We start from the raw sequence: 14,093 nt of genomic DNA, 5'->3' as shown, positions 1-14,093 counted from the left end.
AGGGCCCGCATGCCGCGCCTATCCGCGCCGTCGCAAGGGAGCACCCGATGACCACGTGGGAGTACCTCACCACGCCGCTGCTGATCCACAACACCGCCGCGATCCTCAACAACTGGGGCAAGCAGGGGTGGGAACTCGTGCAGGTCGTGCCCGGTCCCGAGGGCGGCCTCGTCGCCTACTTCAAGCGGCCCGCCGGCGGCGGCGCCGCCAACGCAGGGCTCGGCGCGGCCGCTCAGGCCGCGCAGCAGTTCGAGGGGGCGTGATGAGCGTCTCGCAGCGTCTGGCCGAGCTCGGCATCGAGCTTCCTCCGGTCGTCCCGCCGGTCGCCGCCTACGTGCCGGCGACCGTGCACGGCGGGCTCGTCTACACGGCGGGTCAGCTCCCGATGGTCTCGGGCGTCCTCCCGGCCACCGGCAAGGTCGGTGACGGTCACGGGCTCGTGCCGCCCGCCGACGCGCAGGCCTACGCCCGCCAGTGCGCGCTCAACGCCATCGCCGCCGCGGCGGCCGCTGCGGGCGGTGTGGACAATCTGTCCCGGGTCGTCAAGGTCACCGGCTTCGTGGCGTCCGTCCCCGAGTTCACCGGGCAGCCGGTCGTCGTCAACGGCGCGAGCGAACTGCTGGGCCAGGTCTTCGGCGAGGCGGGCGTCCACGCGCGCTCCGCCGTCGGCGTGACGGTCCTGCCCCTCGACAGCCCCGTCGAGGTCGAGGTCGTCTTCGCCCTCGCCTGACCCCACTCGTCCCACTTCCTGCGGGGCATGTCCCACTTTGGGTCGCTTCGCTAACTGCTGAGCAACCGAAAGTGGGACACGCCTGCGGCGGCGAGCCCGGCGCTACTTCACCTGGGCGGAGATCACCGACATCACGGCGGTGTCGGCCAGGGTCGTCGTATCGCCGACCTCGCGCCCCTCGGCGACGTCGCGCAGCAGCCGGCGCATGATCTTGCCGGACCGCGTCTTGGGCAGCTCGCCGACGATGTACACGTCGCGCGGCCTCGCGATCGGCCCGATCTGCTCGCCGACCCATGACCGCAGCGCACCGGCGAGGCCCTCGGGGGAGTGGGCGTCGAGGTAGGACTGCTTGATGATGACGAAGGCCACCACGGCCTGGCCCGTCGTCTCGTCCGTCGCGCCCACCACCGCCGCTTCGGCGACGGCCTCGTTCCCGACGAGGGCCGACTCGATCTCGGTCGTCGACAGACGATGCCCCGACACGTTCATCACGTCGTCGACGCGTCCGAGGAACCAGACGTCGCCGTCGTCGTCCAGGCGTGCGCCGTCGCCGGCGAAGTAGTAGCCCTGCTTCTCGAACTTCTCCCAGTAGGTCTCGCGGAAGCGCTCCGGGTCTCCCCAGATGCCGCGGAGCATGCTGGGCCACGGCTTGGTGATGACCAGGAGTCCGCCGTTGCCGTTGCCGACGTGCTCGCCGTTGTCGTCGACGACGTCGATCGAGATGCCGGGAAGCGGCACCTGGGCCGACCCGGGCTTGGTCTCGGTGACCCCCGGCAGGGCGGACACCATGATCGCGCCGGTCTCCGTCTGCCACCACGTGTCGACGATGGGAGCCGTCTTGCCGCCGATGATCTTGCGGTACCACATCCACGCCTCGGGGTTGATGGGCTCGCCCACCGATCCCAGCAGGCGCAGGGAGGACAGGTCGAACTGCTGCGGGATGGCCCGGCCGAGCTTCATGAAGGAACGGATCGCCGTCGGGGCGGTGTAGAGGACGGTGACCCCGTACTTCTCGACGAGCTCCCACCAGCGTCCGGGGTGGGGCGTGTCGGGCGTGCCCTCGTAGAGCACCTGGGTGGCGCCGTTGGCGAGCGGCCCGTAGGCGACGTAGGAGTGCCCCGTGATCCAGCCGATGTCGGCGGTGCACCAGAACACGTCGGTCTCGGGGTGCAGGTCGTGGACCACCTTGTTGGTGAAGGTCGCCTGCGTGAGGTACCCGCCGGAGGTGTGGAGGATGCCCTTGGGCTTCCCGGTCGTTCCGGAGGTGTACAGGATGAACAGCGGGTTCTCGGCGGGGAAGGGCTGCGCCTCGTGCTCGGGGGACGCGGCGGGCACGACATCGTGCCACCACAGGTCGCGGTCGGCGTCCCACGGCACCTCGTCGCCGGTGCGCTTGACCACCAGCACGTGCTCGACCGTGCCCTGCGGCCCCGCGCCGCGATCGGCGAGGGCCTGATCGACGGCCGGCTTCAGAGGGGACACCCGGCCCTTGCGGTAACCGCCGTCCGCGGTGATGACGAGCTTCGCGCCCGCGTCGTCGATCCGGGTGCGCAGGCTGTCGGCCGAGAATCCGCCGAAGATCACGGAGTGGATCGCGCCGACGCGGGCGACGGCGAGCATCGCGGCGATGGCCTCGGGGATCATCGGCATGTAGATCGCGACGCGGTCGCCCTGTCCCACGCCCAGCTCGCCGAGGACGTTGGCGACCCGCTTGACCTCCTCGGTGAGCTCGGCGTAGCTGATGCGCCGCTCGTCGCCCGGCTCGCCCTCCCACAGCAGGGCGATGCGGTCGCCGTCGCCCGCCTCCACGTGACGGTCGAGGCAGTTGTACGCGACGTTCAGCTCGCCGTCGGCGAACCACTGTGCGAACGGGGGGTTGGACCAGTCCAGCACCTGTGAGAACGGGGTGTGCCAGTGGAGCGCCCGCGCCTGCTCCGCCCAGAACGCCTCGCGGTCGGCCTCTGCTTCGCGGTAGAGATCGGCAGTCGCGACGGCATTCTTGGCGAACTCCTCGCTCGGCGGGAACCGGCGGTCCTCGGTCAGCAGGTGGTCGATCTGGCTGCTCATGCGCGCTCCTTTGCGGCTTGTGCTCACGGGACGACGGCGGGCTCCGTGACGATTCCGGTCAATCTAGCCGGGTCCCAAATCCGCACACTACCGCCGATAGTGGGTGATCCATGCGGACCGATATATCAGTTCGCCACGCGCCGACGGTGTTTTGCGGTCGCGGAGCCGTTGCGTATGCTCGGACCCGGCCGAACTCAGATTCTGGCGCAACGACGTGTCGCGATCCCCCGTAGCGAACGTCGTTCCGGGCGGCATCCTTCCCCCCAAAGGATGCCGCCCCTCTCCATCTCCGGGGCTCCTCCCCAGCACGGGGCTTCGTCCGGCCGTCCACCGGCCTGCGGAACACCGCGATCGGCAGGTGTGGCGCCGCCTACGGTCATGCCATGCCCGAAGCCTTCGTCGTCCGACCGCGCGGTGACGTCGCCGTTCCGCCCGGCCCGCGGTCGCCGGGGGAGTTCGTCGTCACCGAGCCTTCCCCGGCGTCGCGTCGGCGCGGATCCTCCACGCGGCGACGCGCGGTGCCCGACCATCCGGCAGTGGCATCGCTCCTGCCGCATCTGTCCGACCCCGACGTCACCGACGTCTTCGTCAACGGCTCCGGCGGGCTGTTCGTCGACCGCGGGCGGGGCGCCGAACGCGTCGCCGGATGGCAGGCGGACGCCCAGGCGGTGCGCGAGCTCGCGGTGGCCCTCGTCGGGATCGGCGGCCGCCACCTCGACGACCTGACGCCGCTCGTCGACGTGCGCTGGGAGCAGGGCGCTCGCGTGCACGCCGTCCTGCCGCCGGTCGCCCGGGGCGGCGCGGCGATCTCGATCCGGCTGCCCGCCGCGGAGCGCCTGAGTCTCGACGACCTGGGGCGGCGGGGCATGGTCGACGCCGCCGGCGCCGAACGCCTGGCGGGACTGGTGTCCGGTCGGGCGAACATCCTCGTCACGGGCGCCACGGGTGCGGGCAAGACGACCCTGCTCGCCGCGCTCCTCGGCCTCGTCCCCGCCGGCGAGCGCATCATCACCATCGAGGACGTGGCCGAGCTGCGCATCGAGCATCCGCACCACGTGAGTCTCGAAGCCCGGCAGGCCAACCTCGAAGGAGCCGGCGCCGTCGGTCTCGCGCGCCTGGTCCGGGAGGCGCTGCGGATGCGACCCGACCGGCTGGTGGTCGGGGAGTGCCGCGGCGAGGAGGTGCGCGAGCTGCTCACGGCCCTGAACACCGGCCACGACGGCGGCGCCGGGACGCTGCACGCCAGCGGGATCGCCGACGTGCCGGCCCGGCTGGAGGCGCTCGGGGCGCTGGCCGGGATGAGCGATCGCGCCGTCGCGCGGCAGGCGGTGAGCGCCATCGGCGCGATCGTCCACGTCGAACGCGGACGCGACGGACGCCGGCGCGTAGCGGGCCTCGGGCGGCTGATCGCCGACGATGGGCGCCTGGGCGTCGAGGAGCTCCCATGAGGCGGCGCCGCCCATCCGAACCCGCCGCGTCGGACGCGATGACCGCGGCGATCAGCGTGCACCGCCTCGCCGTGCTGCTGCAGGCCGGGCTGACGCCGGCCCGCGCGTGGCACCACGTCGCCGGCGGTGAGCAGGGGCTCGCCGGCGCCGCGCACGATGCGGCAGCGATCCCCGGCGAGCTCGATCGCCGGGGCGGGACCTGGCGGGAGGTCGCCGTGGCGTGGCGGGTCGCCACCACGGTGGGGGCCCCGCTCGCGCCGAGCCTGCGCGCGATCGCCGACGCGCTGCGCGACGCGGAGCAGGCGCGGGCCGATGTGGCGGTCGCCCTGGCCGAACCCGCGACGACCGCCCGCCTGATCGGCTGGCTTCCGGCACTGGGCGTCGTGCTGGTGGTCGCGTTCGGCTTCGACGTGGCGAGCACGCTGCTCCATCCGGTCGGACTGGTCTGCGCGGCGCTCGGTGCCGGCCTCATGGTCGCGGCCCGCCGCTGGACCGCCGCGCTCGTGCGCCGGGCTCAGCCGCCGCCGAGCATCGCCGGCTGGGAGCACGAGCTGCTGTCGATCGCGCTCAGCGGCGGCGTCTCGATCGACCGCGCGCTCGACGTGGTCACGGCGGCAGGATGCCCCTCCGCGTCGGAGGCCACCGCCGACACGATCGCGCTTTCGCGCGGCTCGGGTGCGCCGGCCGTCGAACTGCTCCGCGCCGAGGCGGAGGACCGGCGCCTCGCTGCGCGGACCGAGGGCCGGCTGCGCGCCGCGCGGCTCGGCGGCCGGCTGCTGCTTCCGCTCGGCGCCTGCACCTTGCCCGCCTTCCTGCTGCTCGGCGTCGCGCCCATGCTGCTGTCGGTCCTCACGTCGTCGTCCATCGGCTTCTGATCCGTATTCCTCCGCTCTTCCCCTGCCTCTTCCTGCCCGTGCCGCCGTCCCGTCCTGAAAGGAAACACATGATCCCTCACCTGCCCGCCCGCTCCCTCGCACGGTCGCCGCACCTGCCGCGGCTGACCGCGCGCCGGGCTGCCCGGCTGTTCCGCGACGACACGGGCGCCGCGACGGCCGAGTACGCGATCGCCACGATGGCGGCCGTCGCCTTCGCCGGGCTGCTGGTCGTCATCATGCGCAGCGACGAGGTGCGCGGGATCCTCACCGATCTCGTCCGCCGCGCGCTCACGGTCGAATGAGCCCTCGGCACGATGGGCCCCTCCACCGAGATGACCGGGGATCGGTGGCGGCGGAGTTCGCCGTCGTCGTACCCGCCGTCGTGCTGGTCGTGCTGCTCGCGGTGACCACCCTCGCCGCCGCAGGCCGGCAGGTGCGGCTCGAGCAGGCCGCCGCGCAGGGGGCGCGGCTGGCGGCGCGGGGAGAGGGCGACGACCGCGTGCGCGCGGCAGTCGCGGCGCTCGTCGAGGGGGTGAGCGTCGCCATCCGCTCCGACGGCGAGTTCGCGTGCGTCGACGCGACGGTCGCGCAGGCGGTGCCGCTTCCGCTCCCGCCCCTCCGGGCGACGGGGTGCGCCCTGGCGGGCGGGCTCTGATGGCGGGCGTCGCGCTGGTCATCGGGGCGCTCGCCGTCACGGCGACCCTGGCCGTCGGATGCGCGGCCGCGGGGGCGGCCTCGGTGCGCGCGGTCCGTCTCGCCGCGGTCGCCGACGCCGCAGCGCTGGCGGCCGCCGACGCGGCGACCGGAGCGATCGGCGGCGCACCGTGCCCGCGGGCCGCCGACGTGGCCGCACGGGCTGGCGCAACCGTGGAGGACTGTGTCGTGGACGGGGTCGTCGCCACCGTCGTCGTCGGCGCGGCGGTCGGACCGTTCCGGGCGAGGGCGGTTGCCCGGGCCGGTCCTGCGCCCTGAGAGAACATCGCCCTCCCGGAGGCGGGCGGACCGGGCTCCCAGCGATTGCACCCTCTCCCGGTGTGTATGGTGTGCAACGAAGAAAGGACGCCAGTGGCTGAAGGCAGCAAGGGCACGCGGAGCACGGGCGGAGCCCGGAGCGGGGCGGGCAAGGGCGAGACGGGGAAGAAGCTCGTCATCGTCGAGTCCCCGACCAAGATGAAGTCGATCCAGGGATACCTGGGCGACGGCTACGAGGTGCTCAGCTCGGTCGGTCACATCCGCGACCTCGCCGACAAGAAGGACATCCCCGCGGAGCTCAAGAAGACCTCGGTGGGGAAGTACTCGATCGACATCGAGAACGACTTCACTCCTCTTTATGTCGAGAGCGATCGCGGCAAGAAGACCGTCGCCGAGCTCAAGCGCGCCCTCAAGACCGCCGACGAACTGCTGCTCGCCACCGATGAGGACCGCGAGGGCGAAGCCATCGCGTGGCACCTTCTCGAGGCCCTGAAGCCCAAGGTGCCGGTCAAGCGCATGGTGTTCCACGAGATCACCCGCGACGCGATCCGCGCCGCCGTCGACAACACCCGCGAACTCGACCTCGCGCTCGTCGACGCGCAGGAGACCCGCCGCATCCTCGACCGCCTGTACGGCTGGGACGTCTCCGACGTCACGCGCCGCAAGGTCGGCCAGGGCACCTCCGCCGGACGCGTGCAGTCGGCGGCCACCCGCCTGGTGGTCGACCGCGAGCGCGAGCGCATGGCCTTCGTCTCCGCCTCGTACTGGGACGTCGAGGCTCTCGCGGCCAAGGCCGCCTCGGAGGCGTTCGCGACCCGTCTCGCGCGGCTCGACGGCGCGCCCTTGGCGCGCGGCACCGACTTCGACGACCGCGGTGAGCTGAAGAAGGCCGTCGTCGTGCTCACCGAGGCGCAGGTGCGCGAACTCGCGAGCGCGATCGAGGCCGCCGGCACCGCCACCGTCACCGCCGTCGAGGCCAAGCCCGGCACGCGCAGCCCCAAGCCCCCCTTCACGACCTCGACCCTCCAGCAGGAGGCGGGACGCAAGCTCTCGATGAGCGCCAAGCACGCCATGGGCGTCGCGCAGCGGCTCTACGAGAAGGGGTACATCACCTACATGCGCACCGACTCGACGGCGCTGTCGACGCAGGCCGTCACGGCGGCGCGTGCGCAGGCGGTGGCCCTCTACGGCGACAAGGCGGTGCCGGCGAACCCCCGGAGCTACCGCAACAACAGCAAGAACGCCCAGGAAGCGCACGAGGCGATCCGCCCGTCCGGTGAGGACTTCCGCACGCCCGCATCGGTGTCGTCGGGTCTCGACCGCGACGAACTGCGCCTCTACGACCTGATCTGGAAGCGCACCATCGCCAGCCAGATGGCCGACGCGAAGTACGAGACGACCACGGTGACCCTCGAGGTCGCCGCCGGCTCCCAGGTCGCCGCGTTCACGGCGTCCGGCACCGTCTACACCTTCAAGGGGTTCCTCGACGCCTACGAGGAGGGCCGCGACGAGAAGCGGAGCGACTCCGACAAGGCTGACGACCAGGCGCTCCCGCCGCTCGCGGTGGGAGACGTGCTGAGCCTGCGCGACGTCGAGGCGAAGGGCCACGCGACCAGTCCCAAGCCCCGCTACACGGAGGCCTCGCTCGTCAAGGCGCTCGAGGAGAAGGGCATCGGCCGTCCGTCGACCTTCGCGAGCATCATCGACGTGATCCTCAACCGCGGCTACGTCAGCAAGCGCGGGCAGGCCCTCGTGCCCAGCTGGCTCGCGTTCAGCATCGTGCGTCTGCTCGAGCAGCACTTCTCCGACCTCGTCGACTACGACTTCACCGCCGCACTCGAAGACGACCTCGACGCGATCGCCCGCGGCGAGCAGGACAGGGCCACCTGGCTGCGCAAGTTCTACTTCGGCGCCGACGACCACGTGGGACTGCGCAACGTCGTCGACAACCTCGGCGACATCGACGCGCGGGAGATCAACTCGACCCCGATCGGCGACGTGGCCGTCCTGCGCTTCGGGCGCTATGGGCCCTACCTCGAAGTGCCCGGCGACGAGGAGAGCCCGCGCCGCATCAACGTCCCCGACGACCTCGCGCCCGACGAGCTGACGCCCGAGAAGGCGCGCGAGCTCATCGACGCTCCCGTCGGCGGCGACCGCGTTCTCGGGCAGAACCCCGAGAACGGGCGGGACATCGTGGTCAAGGACGGCCGGTTCGGCCCCTACCTCGAGGAGGTGCTCCCCGAGGGGGAGGCGCCGGTCGAGGATGCCCCGAAGAAGCGCGGGGCGAAGAAGGACACCGCGCCCAAGCCCCGCCGTGCCTCGCTGTTCAAGAGCATGTCGCCCGAGACGATCGACCTCGAGACCGCGCTGAAGCTGTTCGGCCTGCCGCGCGTCGTCGGGCAGGACCCCGAGACCGGCGTCGACATCACCGCTCAGAACGGGCCCTACGGCCCGTACATCAAGAAGGGCACCGACTCGCGCAGCATCGGCAGCGAGGAGCTCATCTTCGACATCACGCTCGATCAGGCGCTGGAGATCTACGCGCTGCCGAAGTACGCGAACCGCGCCGCGACCTCCCTCAAGGAGTTCGAGGCCGACCCCGTGAGCGAGAAGCCGATCCGCATCAAGGACGGCCGCTTCGGCGCGTACGTCACCGACGGCACGACGAACGTCACCATCCCGCGCGGTCAGACGCCCGACGACATCACCTACGAGATCGCGGTGCAGATGCTCGCGGAGAAGCGTGCGAAGGGGCCCGCCCCCAAGCGCACGACGCGGCGCACCACGACCGCGCGCAAGACTCCGGCGAAGAAGAAGTGACCGCGGACGGCCCGGCATCCGCCCCCGCCGAGCTGCCCGCTCACGACCAGGGTCTGTGGATCACGTTCGAGGGCGGTGACGGGTCGGGGAAGACGACCCAGGCCGCCCTGCTGGAGGAGTGGCTGCGCGGCCAGGGTCGCACCGTCGTGCGCACCCGGGAGCCCGGCGGCACCGAGGTCGGCGTCCTGATCCGCGACATCGTGCTGCACCATCGGGGTGACATCGCGCCGCGCGCCGAGGCGCTGCTCTACGCCGCCGACCGTGCGCACCACGTCGCGACGCTCGTGCAGCCCGCCCTCGCCCGGGGCGAGATCGTGATCCAGGATCGCTACCTCGACTCGTCCGTGGCCTACCAGGGCGCGGGCCGCGTGCTCGACGCCGACGAGATCCGCAACCTGTCGCTGTGGGCCGCCGACGGCGCGCTGCCCCGCCTCACGGTGCTGCTCGACATCGATCCGGCCGCCGCCCGCCACCGCCTCGACGCCGACGACAAGCCGTTCGACCGGCTGGAGGCGGAGCGATCCGACTTCCACGCCCGCGTGCGGGCGGCCTACCTCGCGCTGGCCGCCGCGGAGCCCGAGCGGTTCCTCGTGCTCGACGCCACGCGCGACGTGGGCGAACTGGCAGCCGCGGTGCGCGATCGCGTGGCCGCCGTCCTCGCCTGAGCGGCCGCCACCGGTCGCAGGACGAGGTCGGCGCCACACCGTAGGCTGGTCGGCATGACGACGGCCTCCGACGCCCCCGCGACCGCCGCGTCGACGTCCCCGCTGGGTCAGGTGCCGTGGGGCGAGGTCTGGGGACAGGACGACGCGGTCGCGCAGCTGCAGGCAGCCGCCTCCGATCCGGCGCAGCTGGCGCACGCGTGGCTCATCACCGGGCCGCCCGGATCCGGGCGCTCGACCCTCGCCTACGCCTTCGCGGCGGCGCTCATCGCCGAACCGGGCGACGAGAACGCGATGCGGCAGGTGCTGGCCGGAACGCACCCCGATCTCGCCGCCCTCCGCACGGAGGGGGTCATCATCTCCATCAAGGACGCGCGCGCCCTCGTCGAGCGCTCCTACTTCGCCCCGTCGCTCGGTCGCTACCGCGTGATCGTCATGGAGGACGCCGACCGCATGGTCGAGCGCACGAGCAACGTCCTGCTGAAGGCGCTCGAAGAGCCGCCCGAGCGCACGGTGTGGGTGCTGTGCGCCCCGAGCGACGCCGACCTGCTGCCGACGATCCGGTCGCGGGTGCGCACCCTGCGCCTGCGCGAGCCCGACGTCGACGACGTCGCCCGCCTCATCGTCCAGCGGACCGGGGCCGACCCCGCCATCGCCGAGCAGTCGGCCCGGCTCGCCCAGCGCCACATCGGCATGGCGCAGCGCCTGGCCACCGACGAGGCCGCGCGCGCCCGGCGCGACGAGACGCTGCGGGCGGTCCTGCGGGTGCGGGGCGTCAACGACGCGGTCGAGGTCGCCGCGCGCATCGTGCAGCTGGCCACCGACGACGCCAAGTCGCTGACGGCCGAACGCGACGACGCCGAGCGCGAGTCCCTGCTGCGCACGCTCGGCATCCCGGCCGGAGCGGCGGTCCCGCCCGCCGTCCGCGGCCAGCTGGGGGCGCTCGAGGAGGATCAGAAGCGGCGCGCCACGCGGAGCCTGCGCGACGGCATCGACCGCGTGCTCACCGACCTCGAGTCGATGTACCGCGACACCCTCATGCTCCAGTTCGGCCGCGCCGACGGGCTCATCAACCGGGAGCTGTCCGACGAGCTCGCCGCGCTCGCCGCGGCATGGAGCCCGGAGCGCACCCTGACCGTGCTCGACCAGATCTCTGTCACCCGCACGAACCTCGAAGGCAACGCCGCCCCGGCGCTGGCCCTCGAGAGCATGCTGATCACCGTCGCCAGCGGAAGGACCCCGTGAACAACCGTCCCCGTCGTCTCGTCGCCGTCGCCGCCGCCGTCCTCGCCGCAGCGCTGGCTCTGAGCGCGTGCGGCATCCTGTGGGATCCGAAGACCCCCGACGCCACGGCGCCCTCGCAGAGCCCGAACCTCGATGACGTGCCCGCCGGCTTCGAGGACTTCTACGGGCAGAGCCTCGCGTGGGAGAGGTGCGAGGGGGCGGATTCCGGCGACTACGACTGCACGACGGTGACCGCGCCGCTGGACTGGGCCGACCCGGAGGCCGGCGAGATCGAGCTGGCGGTCATCCGCCGTGCCGCAGACGACCGCGCACGCGGGTCGCTGCTCACCAACCCCGGTGGTCCCGGGGCGAGCGGATACGACCTGATCGCCGAAAGCGCCCAGTTCGCCGTGGGCGAGGAGCTGGCCGCCGCGTACGACGTCATCGGCTTCGACCCGCGCGGGGTCGGACGCTCGACGGCGGTGACGTGCCTCGATCCGCGGGCGATGGACGCCTACCTCTTCGACATCCCCGCCGACCCCCGCGGCAGTGCGGGCTGGGAGGCCGAGCTCACCGAGCGCAACGACGAGTTCGTGCAGGCGTGCGTCGACGGGAGCGACGGCATCCTCCCGTACATCACCACCGACAACGCCGCGCGCGACCTCGACCTGCTGCGCGCCGTGCTGGGCGACGCGCAGCTCAACTATCTCGGTTACTCCTACGGCACCTTCCTCGGGGCGACCTACGCGAAGCTGTTCCCGGCGAAGGTCGGACGGCTCGTGCTCGACGGGGCGATCGACCCGTCGATCCCCGGCCTGGACGTCGGCACCACGCAGGCGATCGGGTTCGAATCGGCGCTGCGGGCCTACATGGCCGACTGCCTGGACGGCGACGACTGCCCGTTCTCCGGCTCGGTCGACGAGGCCATGGCCGACCTCGGCACGCTGCTGGCGAGTGTCGACCGCAGCCCCCTCCCCGCCTCCGACGGGCGCGAGCTCGGCGCCGACGCCCTGCTGACCGGCATCATCGCGGCGCTCTACGCGCAGGAGAGCTGGACCTACCTCACGGCGGCCCTCGACGACGCCCTCTCCGGCGACCCCGACACCGCCTTCCTGCTCGCCGACTTCTACTACGGGCGCACCCCCGACGGCACGTACGAGGACAACTCCACCGAGGCGTTCCGCGCGTACAACTGCATGGACTACCCGCTCGACACCGACGAGGCCGACCAGGCCGCGGCGGAGGCGACCATCGCCGAGAAGGCGCCGACGATCGCCCCCTACTGGCAGGGCGTCGACGTCTGCGCGGTGTGGCCGGCGGAGCCCACCGGCGTCCGCGAGCCCATCGTCGCCGAGGGCGCCGCCCCGATCGTCGTGGTCGGCACCACCAACGACCCCGCCACCCCGTACTCGTGGTCGGAGTCCCTCGCCGAGCAGCTGTCGTCGGGGGTGCTCGTCACCCGGGTGGGCGAGGGGCACACCGGCTTCAACAAGGGCAACGCCTGCGTCGACGACGCGGTGGTCGCCTACCTGATCGACGGGACCGTTCCGGAGGACGGGCTGCGCTGCGGGTGAGCGCGCGGATCAGCGTCGCAGGATGCGCCGGGCCAGGCCGTTGCCGAGGAACTGCACGGCCTGCACGATGACGATGATCACGAGCACCGCCGCCCAGGTCACCCACGGGTTGAACTGCTTGAACCCGTAGACGATCGCGAACTCGCCCAGGCCGCCGGCCGCGACCGCACCGGCGATCGCCGTCATGTCGACGAGGGCGACGACGATGAAGGTGTAGCCGAGCACCAGCGGCCCCAGCGCCTCGCGGGGGACCAGGCGGAAGAGGATCCGCGCCCGGCTCGCCCCGGCCGCGCGGGCCGCCTCGATGACGCCCGGGCGGACGGTCAGCAGGTTCTGCTCCACGATGCGGCTGATCGCGAAGAGCGAGGCGATCGTGATCGCGAAGACGCCGAAGTTCGCACCGATGCCCGGGATGCCGACCCCGCGCGCGAGCGGCTGAACCGCCGCGAGCAGGATGACGAACGGGATCGGTCGGAAGAAGTTCACGATCACGTTGAGCACGGCGAACACCGGCCGGTTGGGGAACAGGCTCCCCGGGCGGGACGCGTAGAGCAGCGTTCCGAGGAGGAGCCCGAGCAGGCCGCCGAGGATCAGCGAGAACGTGACGATGTAGAGCGTCTCGTACGTCGCGTCCAGCAGCTCGGGAAGCAGGTCGATGAGCCTATCCACGGATCTCCTCCTCGATGAGCGGCGCGTGCGCCCGGGCCGCGACGATCGCGCGCTCCACGGCGTCCGCCTCGCCGGTGAGCGACAGCGTGAGGTGGCCGAACACGCGGCCGCCGATGTCGTTGATCCCGCCGTGGATGAGCTCGAAGCGGACGTCGTGACCGGCGAGGGCGGCGAAGACGTCCGCCTGCGAGCCGTCACCGTCGCGGAGGCGGAAGGTGACGATGCGCCCCGGATGACGCGCGCGCAGCGCCTGCAGCTTCTCGCCGGCGGGCACCTCGTCGATGATGCTCGCGACGAAGCGGCGGGTCGCGGGATGCTGCGGGGCGGAGAGGATGTCGAAGACGGCGCCGTCCTCGATGACGCGGCCGGCCTCCATCACCACCACGCGATCTGCGAGGGAGCGGATGACGTCCATCTCGTGGGTGATGACGAGGATCGTCACGCCGAGCTCGGCGTTGACGCGGCGCAGGAGCGCGAGCACCTCCTGCGTGGTGTCGGGGTCGAGCGCGCTCGTGGCCTCGTCGGCCAGCAGGATGCGGGGGCTCGTCGCGAGGGCGCGGGCGATCCCGACCCGCTGCTTCTGCCCTCCGGAGAGCTGCTCGGGGTAGGCCTTGGCCTTGTCGGCGAGCCCGACGAACCGCAGCAGCTCCGTCACGCGCGCCGCGATCTCGCCGCGCGGCCGGCCGGCGACCTCCAGGGGGTAGGCGATGTTGCCGGCGACGGTGCGCGAGTCGAACAGGTTGAACTGCTGGAAGATCATGCCGATGTCGCTGCGCAGCGCCCGCAGGTCGCGTTCGCGGAGGCGGGTGATGTCGCGGCCGTCGATCTCCACGGTGCCGCGGGTGGGGAGCTCCAGGGCGTTGACCAGCCGCAGGACGGTGGACTTTCCGGCACCGGAGTATCCGATGATGCCGGTGATGGAGCCGGCGGCGACGTCGATCGAGACGTCGTCCACCGCGACGATCTGCTCACCGCCCTTGCTCGTCGCAGGGAAGGACTTGGTCACGCCGGAGAGGCGGATCAGTGTCATGGGTCACCTCCGTGACATGCGT

Annotated in this window: 14 protein-coding genes; 11 read left to right on the top strand and 3 right to left on the bottom strand. The window is 72.3% G+C overall.

Features of this window, described 5'->3' with window-relative positions; translation table 11 throughout:
• Positions 1-47: 47 nt before the first annotated feature.
• Positions 48-263: a hypothetical protein gene (locus tag QQZ13_RS04760; RefSeq protein WP_284527958.1), complete on the top strand. Its 216-nt coding sequence runs from the start codon at positions 48-50 to the stop codon at positions 261-263.
• Positions 263-730 (top strand): RidA family protein, encoded by a 468-nt coding sequence (locus QQZ13_RS04755; RefSeq protein WP_284527957.1) that lies wholly within the window; start codon positions 263-265, stop codon positions 728-730. Before QQZ13_RS04760 ends, QQZ13_RS04755 begins: the two co-directional genes overlap by 1 nt.
• Positions 731-832: 102 nt before the next feature.
• Here the strand turns inward: QQZ13_RS04755 and acs are convergent, their stop codons facing one another.
• The gene (gene acs, locus QQZ13_RS04750) at positions 833-2,797 is read right to left on the bottom strand and encodes an acetate--CoA ligase (protein ID WP_284527956.1); all 1,965 of its coding nucleotides are present in this window, start codon (positions 2,795-2,797) and stop codon (positions 833-835) included.
• Between the two features lie 383 nt (positions 2,798-3,180).
• Between acs and QQZ13_RS04745 the strand changes: the two genes are divergently transcribed.
• From QQZ13_RS04745 to QQZ13_RS04705, 9 genes are all read left to right on the top strand, one after another.
• Positions 3,181-4,245: a TadA family conjugal transfer-associated ATPase gene (locus tag QQZ13_RS04745; protein ID WP_284527955.1), complete on the top strand. Its 1,065-nt coding sequence runs from the start codon at positions 3,181-3,183 to the stop codon at positions 4,243-4,245.
• Positions 4,242-5,120, top strand: a complete 879-nt coding sequence (locus QQZ13_RS04740; RefSeq protein ID WP_284527954.1) for a type II secretion system F family protein — start codon at positions 4,242-4,244, stop codon at positions 5,118-5,120. The genes QQZ13_RS04745 and QQZ13_RS04740 overlap by 4 nt, the downstream gene beginning before the upstream one ends.
• 68 nt (positions 5,121-5,188) lie before the next feature.
• Positions 5,189-5,422 carry a DUF4244 domain-containing protein gene (locus QQZ13_RS04735; protein WP_284527953.1) on the top strand — a complete coding sequence of 78 codons (234 nt, stop codon included), beginning with the start codon at positions 5,189-5,191 and terminating at the stop codon, positions 5,420-5,422.
• Positions 5,423-5,466: 44 nt separating this feature from the next.
• Positions 5,467-5,775, top strand: a complete 309-nt coding sequence (locus tag QQZ13_RS04730) for a TadE family type IV pilus minor pilin (RefSeq protein WP_284527952.1) — start codon at positions 5,467-5,469, stop codon at positions 5,773-5,775.
• Positions 5,775-6,092, top strand: coding sequence for a helicase (locus tag QQZ13_RS04725; protein WP_284527951.1), 318 nt, complete (start codon positions 5,775-5,777; stop codon positions 6,090-6,092). Before QQZ13_RS04730 ends, QQZ13_RS04725 begins: the two co-directional genes overlap by 1 nt.
• Before the next feature lie 177 nt (positions 6,093-6,269).
• Positions 6,270-8,912 carry a type I DNA topoisomerase gene (gene topA, locus QQZ13_RS04720; protein ID WP_284528038.1) on the top strand — a complete coding sequence of 881 codons (2,643 nt, stop codon included), beginning with the start codon at positions 6,270-6,272 and terminating at the stop codon, positions 8,910-8,912.
• Positions 8,909-9,577: a dTMP kinase gene (tmk, locus tag QQZ13_RS04715; protein WP_284527950.1), complete on the top strand. Its 669-nt coding sequence runs from the start codon at positions 8,909-8,911 to the stop codon at positions 9,575-9,577. Before topA ends, tmk begins: the two co-directional genes overlap by 4 nt.
• A 54-nt stretch (positions 9,578-9,631) precedes the next feature.
• Positions 9,632-10,819, top strand: coding sequence for a DNA polymerase III subunit delta' (locus QQZ13_RS04710; protein ID WP_284527948.1), 1,188 nt, complete (start codon positions 9,632-9,634; stop codon positions 10,817-10,819).
• Entirely contained in the window at positions 10,816-12,372 is a 1,557-nt protein-coding gene (locus QQZ13_RS04705; RefSeq protein WP_284527947.1) for an alpha/beta hydrolase, read from the top strand. The genes QQZ13_RS04710 and QQZ13_RS04705 overlap by 4 nt, the downstream gene beginning before the upstream one ends.
• A 9-nt stretch (positions 12,373-12,381) precedes the next feature.
• Here QQZ13_RS04705 and QQZ13_RS04700 read toward each other — a convergent pair whose 3' ends face one another.
• Both QQZ13_RS04700 and QQZ13_RS04695 read right to left on the bottom strand, forming a co-directional pair.
• The gene (locus QQZ13_RS04700) at positions 12,382-13,041 is read right to left on the bottom strand and encodes a methionine ABC transporter permease (RefSeq protein WP_284527946.1); all 660 of its coding nucleotides are present in this window, start codon (positions 13,039-13,041) and stop codon (positions 12,382-12,384) included.
• Positions 13,034-14,071: a methionine ABC transporter ATP-binding protein gene (locus QQZ13_RS04695; protein ID WP_284527945.1), complete on the bottom strand. Its 1,038-nt coding sequence runs from the start codon at positions 14,069-14,071 to the stop codon at positions 13,034-13,036. Before QQZ13_RS04695 ends, QQZ13_RS04700 begins: the two co-directional genes overlap by 8 nt.
• Between the last annotated feature and the right edge of the window lie 22 nt (positions 14,072-14,093).

Origin of the sequence: Microbacterium sp. T2.11-28 (genome assembly GCF_950097975.1) — a bacterium.
In the GTDB taxonomy this organism is placed as follows: domain Bacteria; phylum Actinomycetota; class Actinomycetes; order Actinomycetales; family Microbacteriaceae; genus Microbacterium.
Note: the sequence above shows the minus strand (reverse complement) of the source record. Positions and strands in the feature narration are given on the sequence as shown.

Bases quoted from the DNA above. Each gene is read 5' to 3' on its own strand.
- QQZ13_RS04740 (WP_284527954.1), top strand. From the start codon at position 4,242: ATGAGGCGGCGCCGCCCATCCGAACCCGCCGCGTCGGACGCGATGACC.
- QQZ13_RS04760 (WP_284527958.1), top strand. From the start codon at position 48: ATGACCACGTGGGAGTACCTCACCACGCCGCTGCTGATCCACAACACC.
- QQZ13_RS04755 (WP_284527957.1), top strand. From the start codon at position 263: ATGAGCGTCTCGCAGCGTCTGGCCGAGCTCGGCATCGAGCTTCCTCCG.
- QQZ13_RS04695 (WP_284527945.1), bottom strand. From the start codon at position 14,071: ATGACACTGATCCGCCTCTCCGGCGTGACCAAGTCCTTCCCTGCGACG.
- QQZ13_RS04725 (WP_284527951.1), top strand. From the start codon at position 5,775: ATGGCGGGCGTCGCGCTGGTCATCGGGGCGCTCGCCGTCACGGCGACC.
- acs (WP_284527956.1), bottom strand. From the start codon at position 2,797: ATGAGCAGCCAGATCGACCACCTGCTGACCGAGGACCGCCGGTTCCCG.
- QQZ13_RS04745 (WP_284527955.1), top strand. From the start codon at position 3,181: ATGCCCGAAGCCTTCGTCGTCCGACCGCGCGGTGACGTCGCCGTTCCG.
- QQZ13_RS04735 (WP_284527953.1), top strand. From the start codon at position 5,189: ATGATCCCTCACCTGCCCGCCCGCTCCCTCGCACGGTCGCCGCACCTG.
- QQZ13_RS04710 (WP_284527948.1), top strand. From the start codon at position 9,632: ATGACGACGGCCTCCGACGCCCCCGCGACCGCCGCGTCGACGTCCCCG.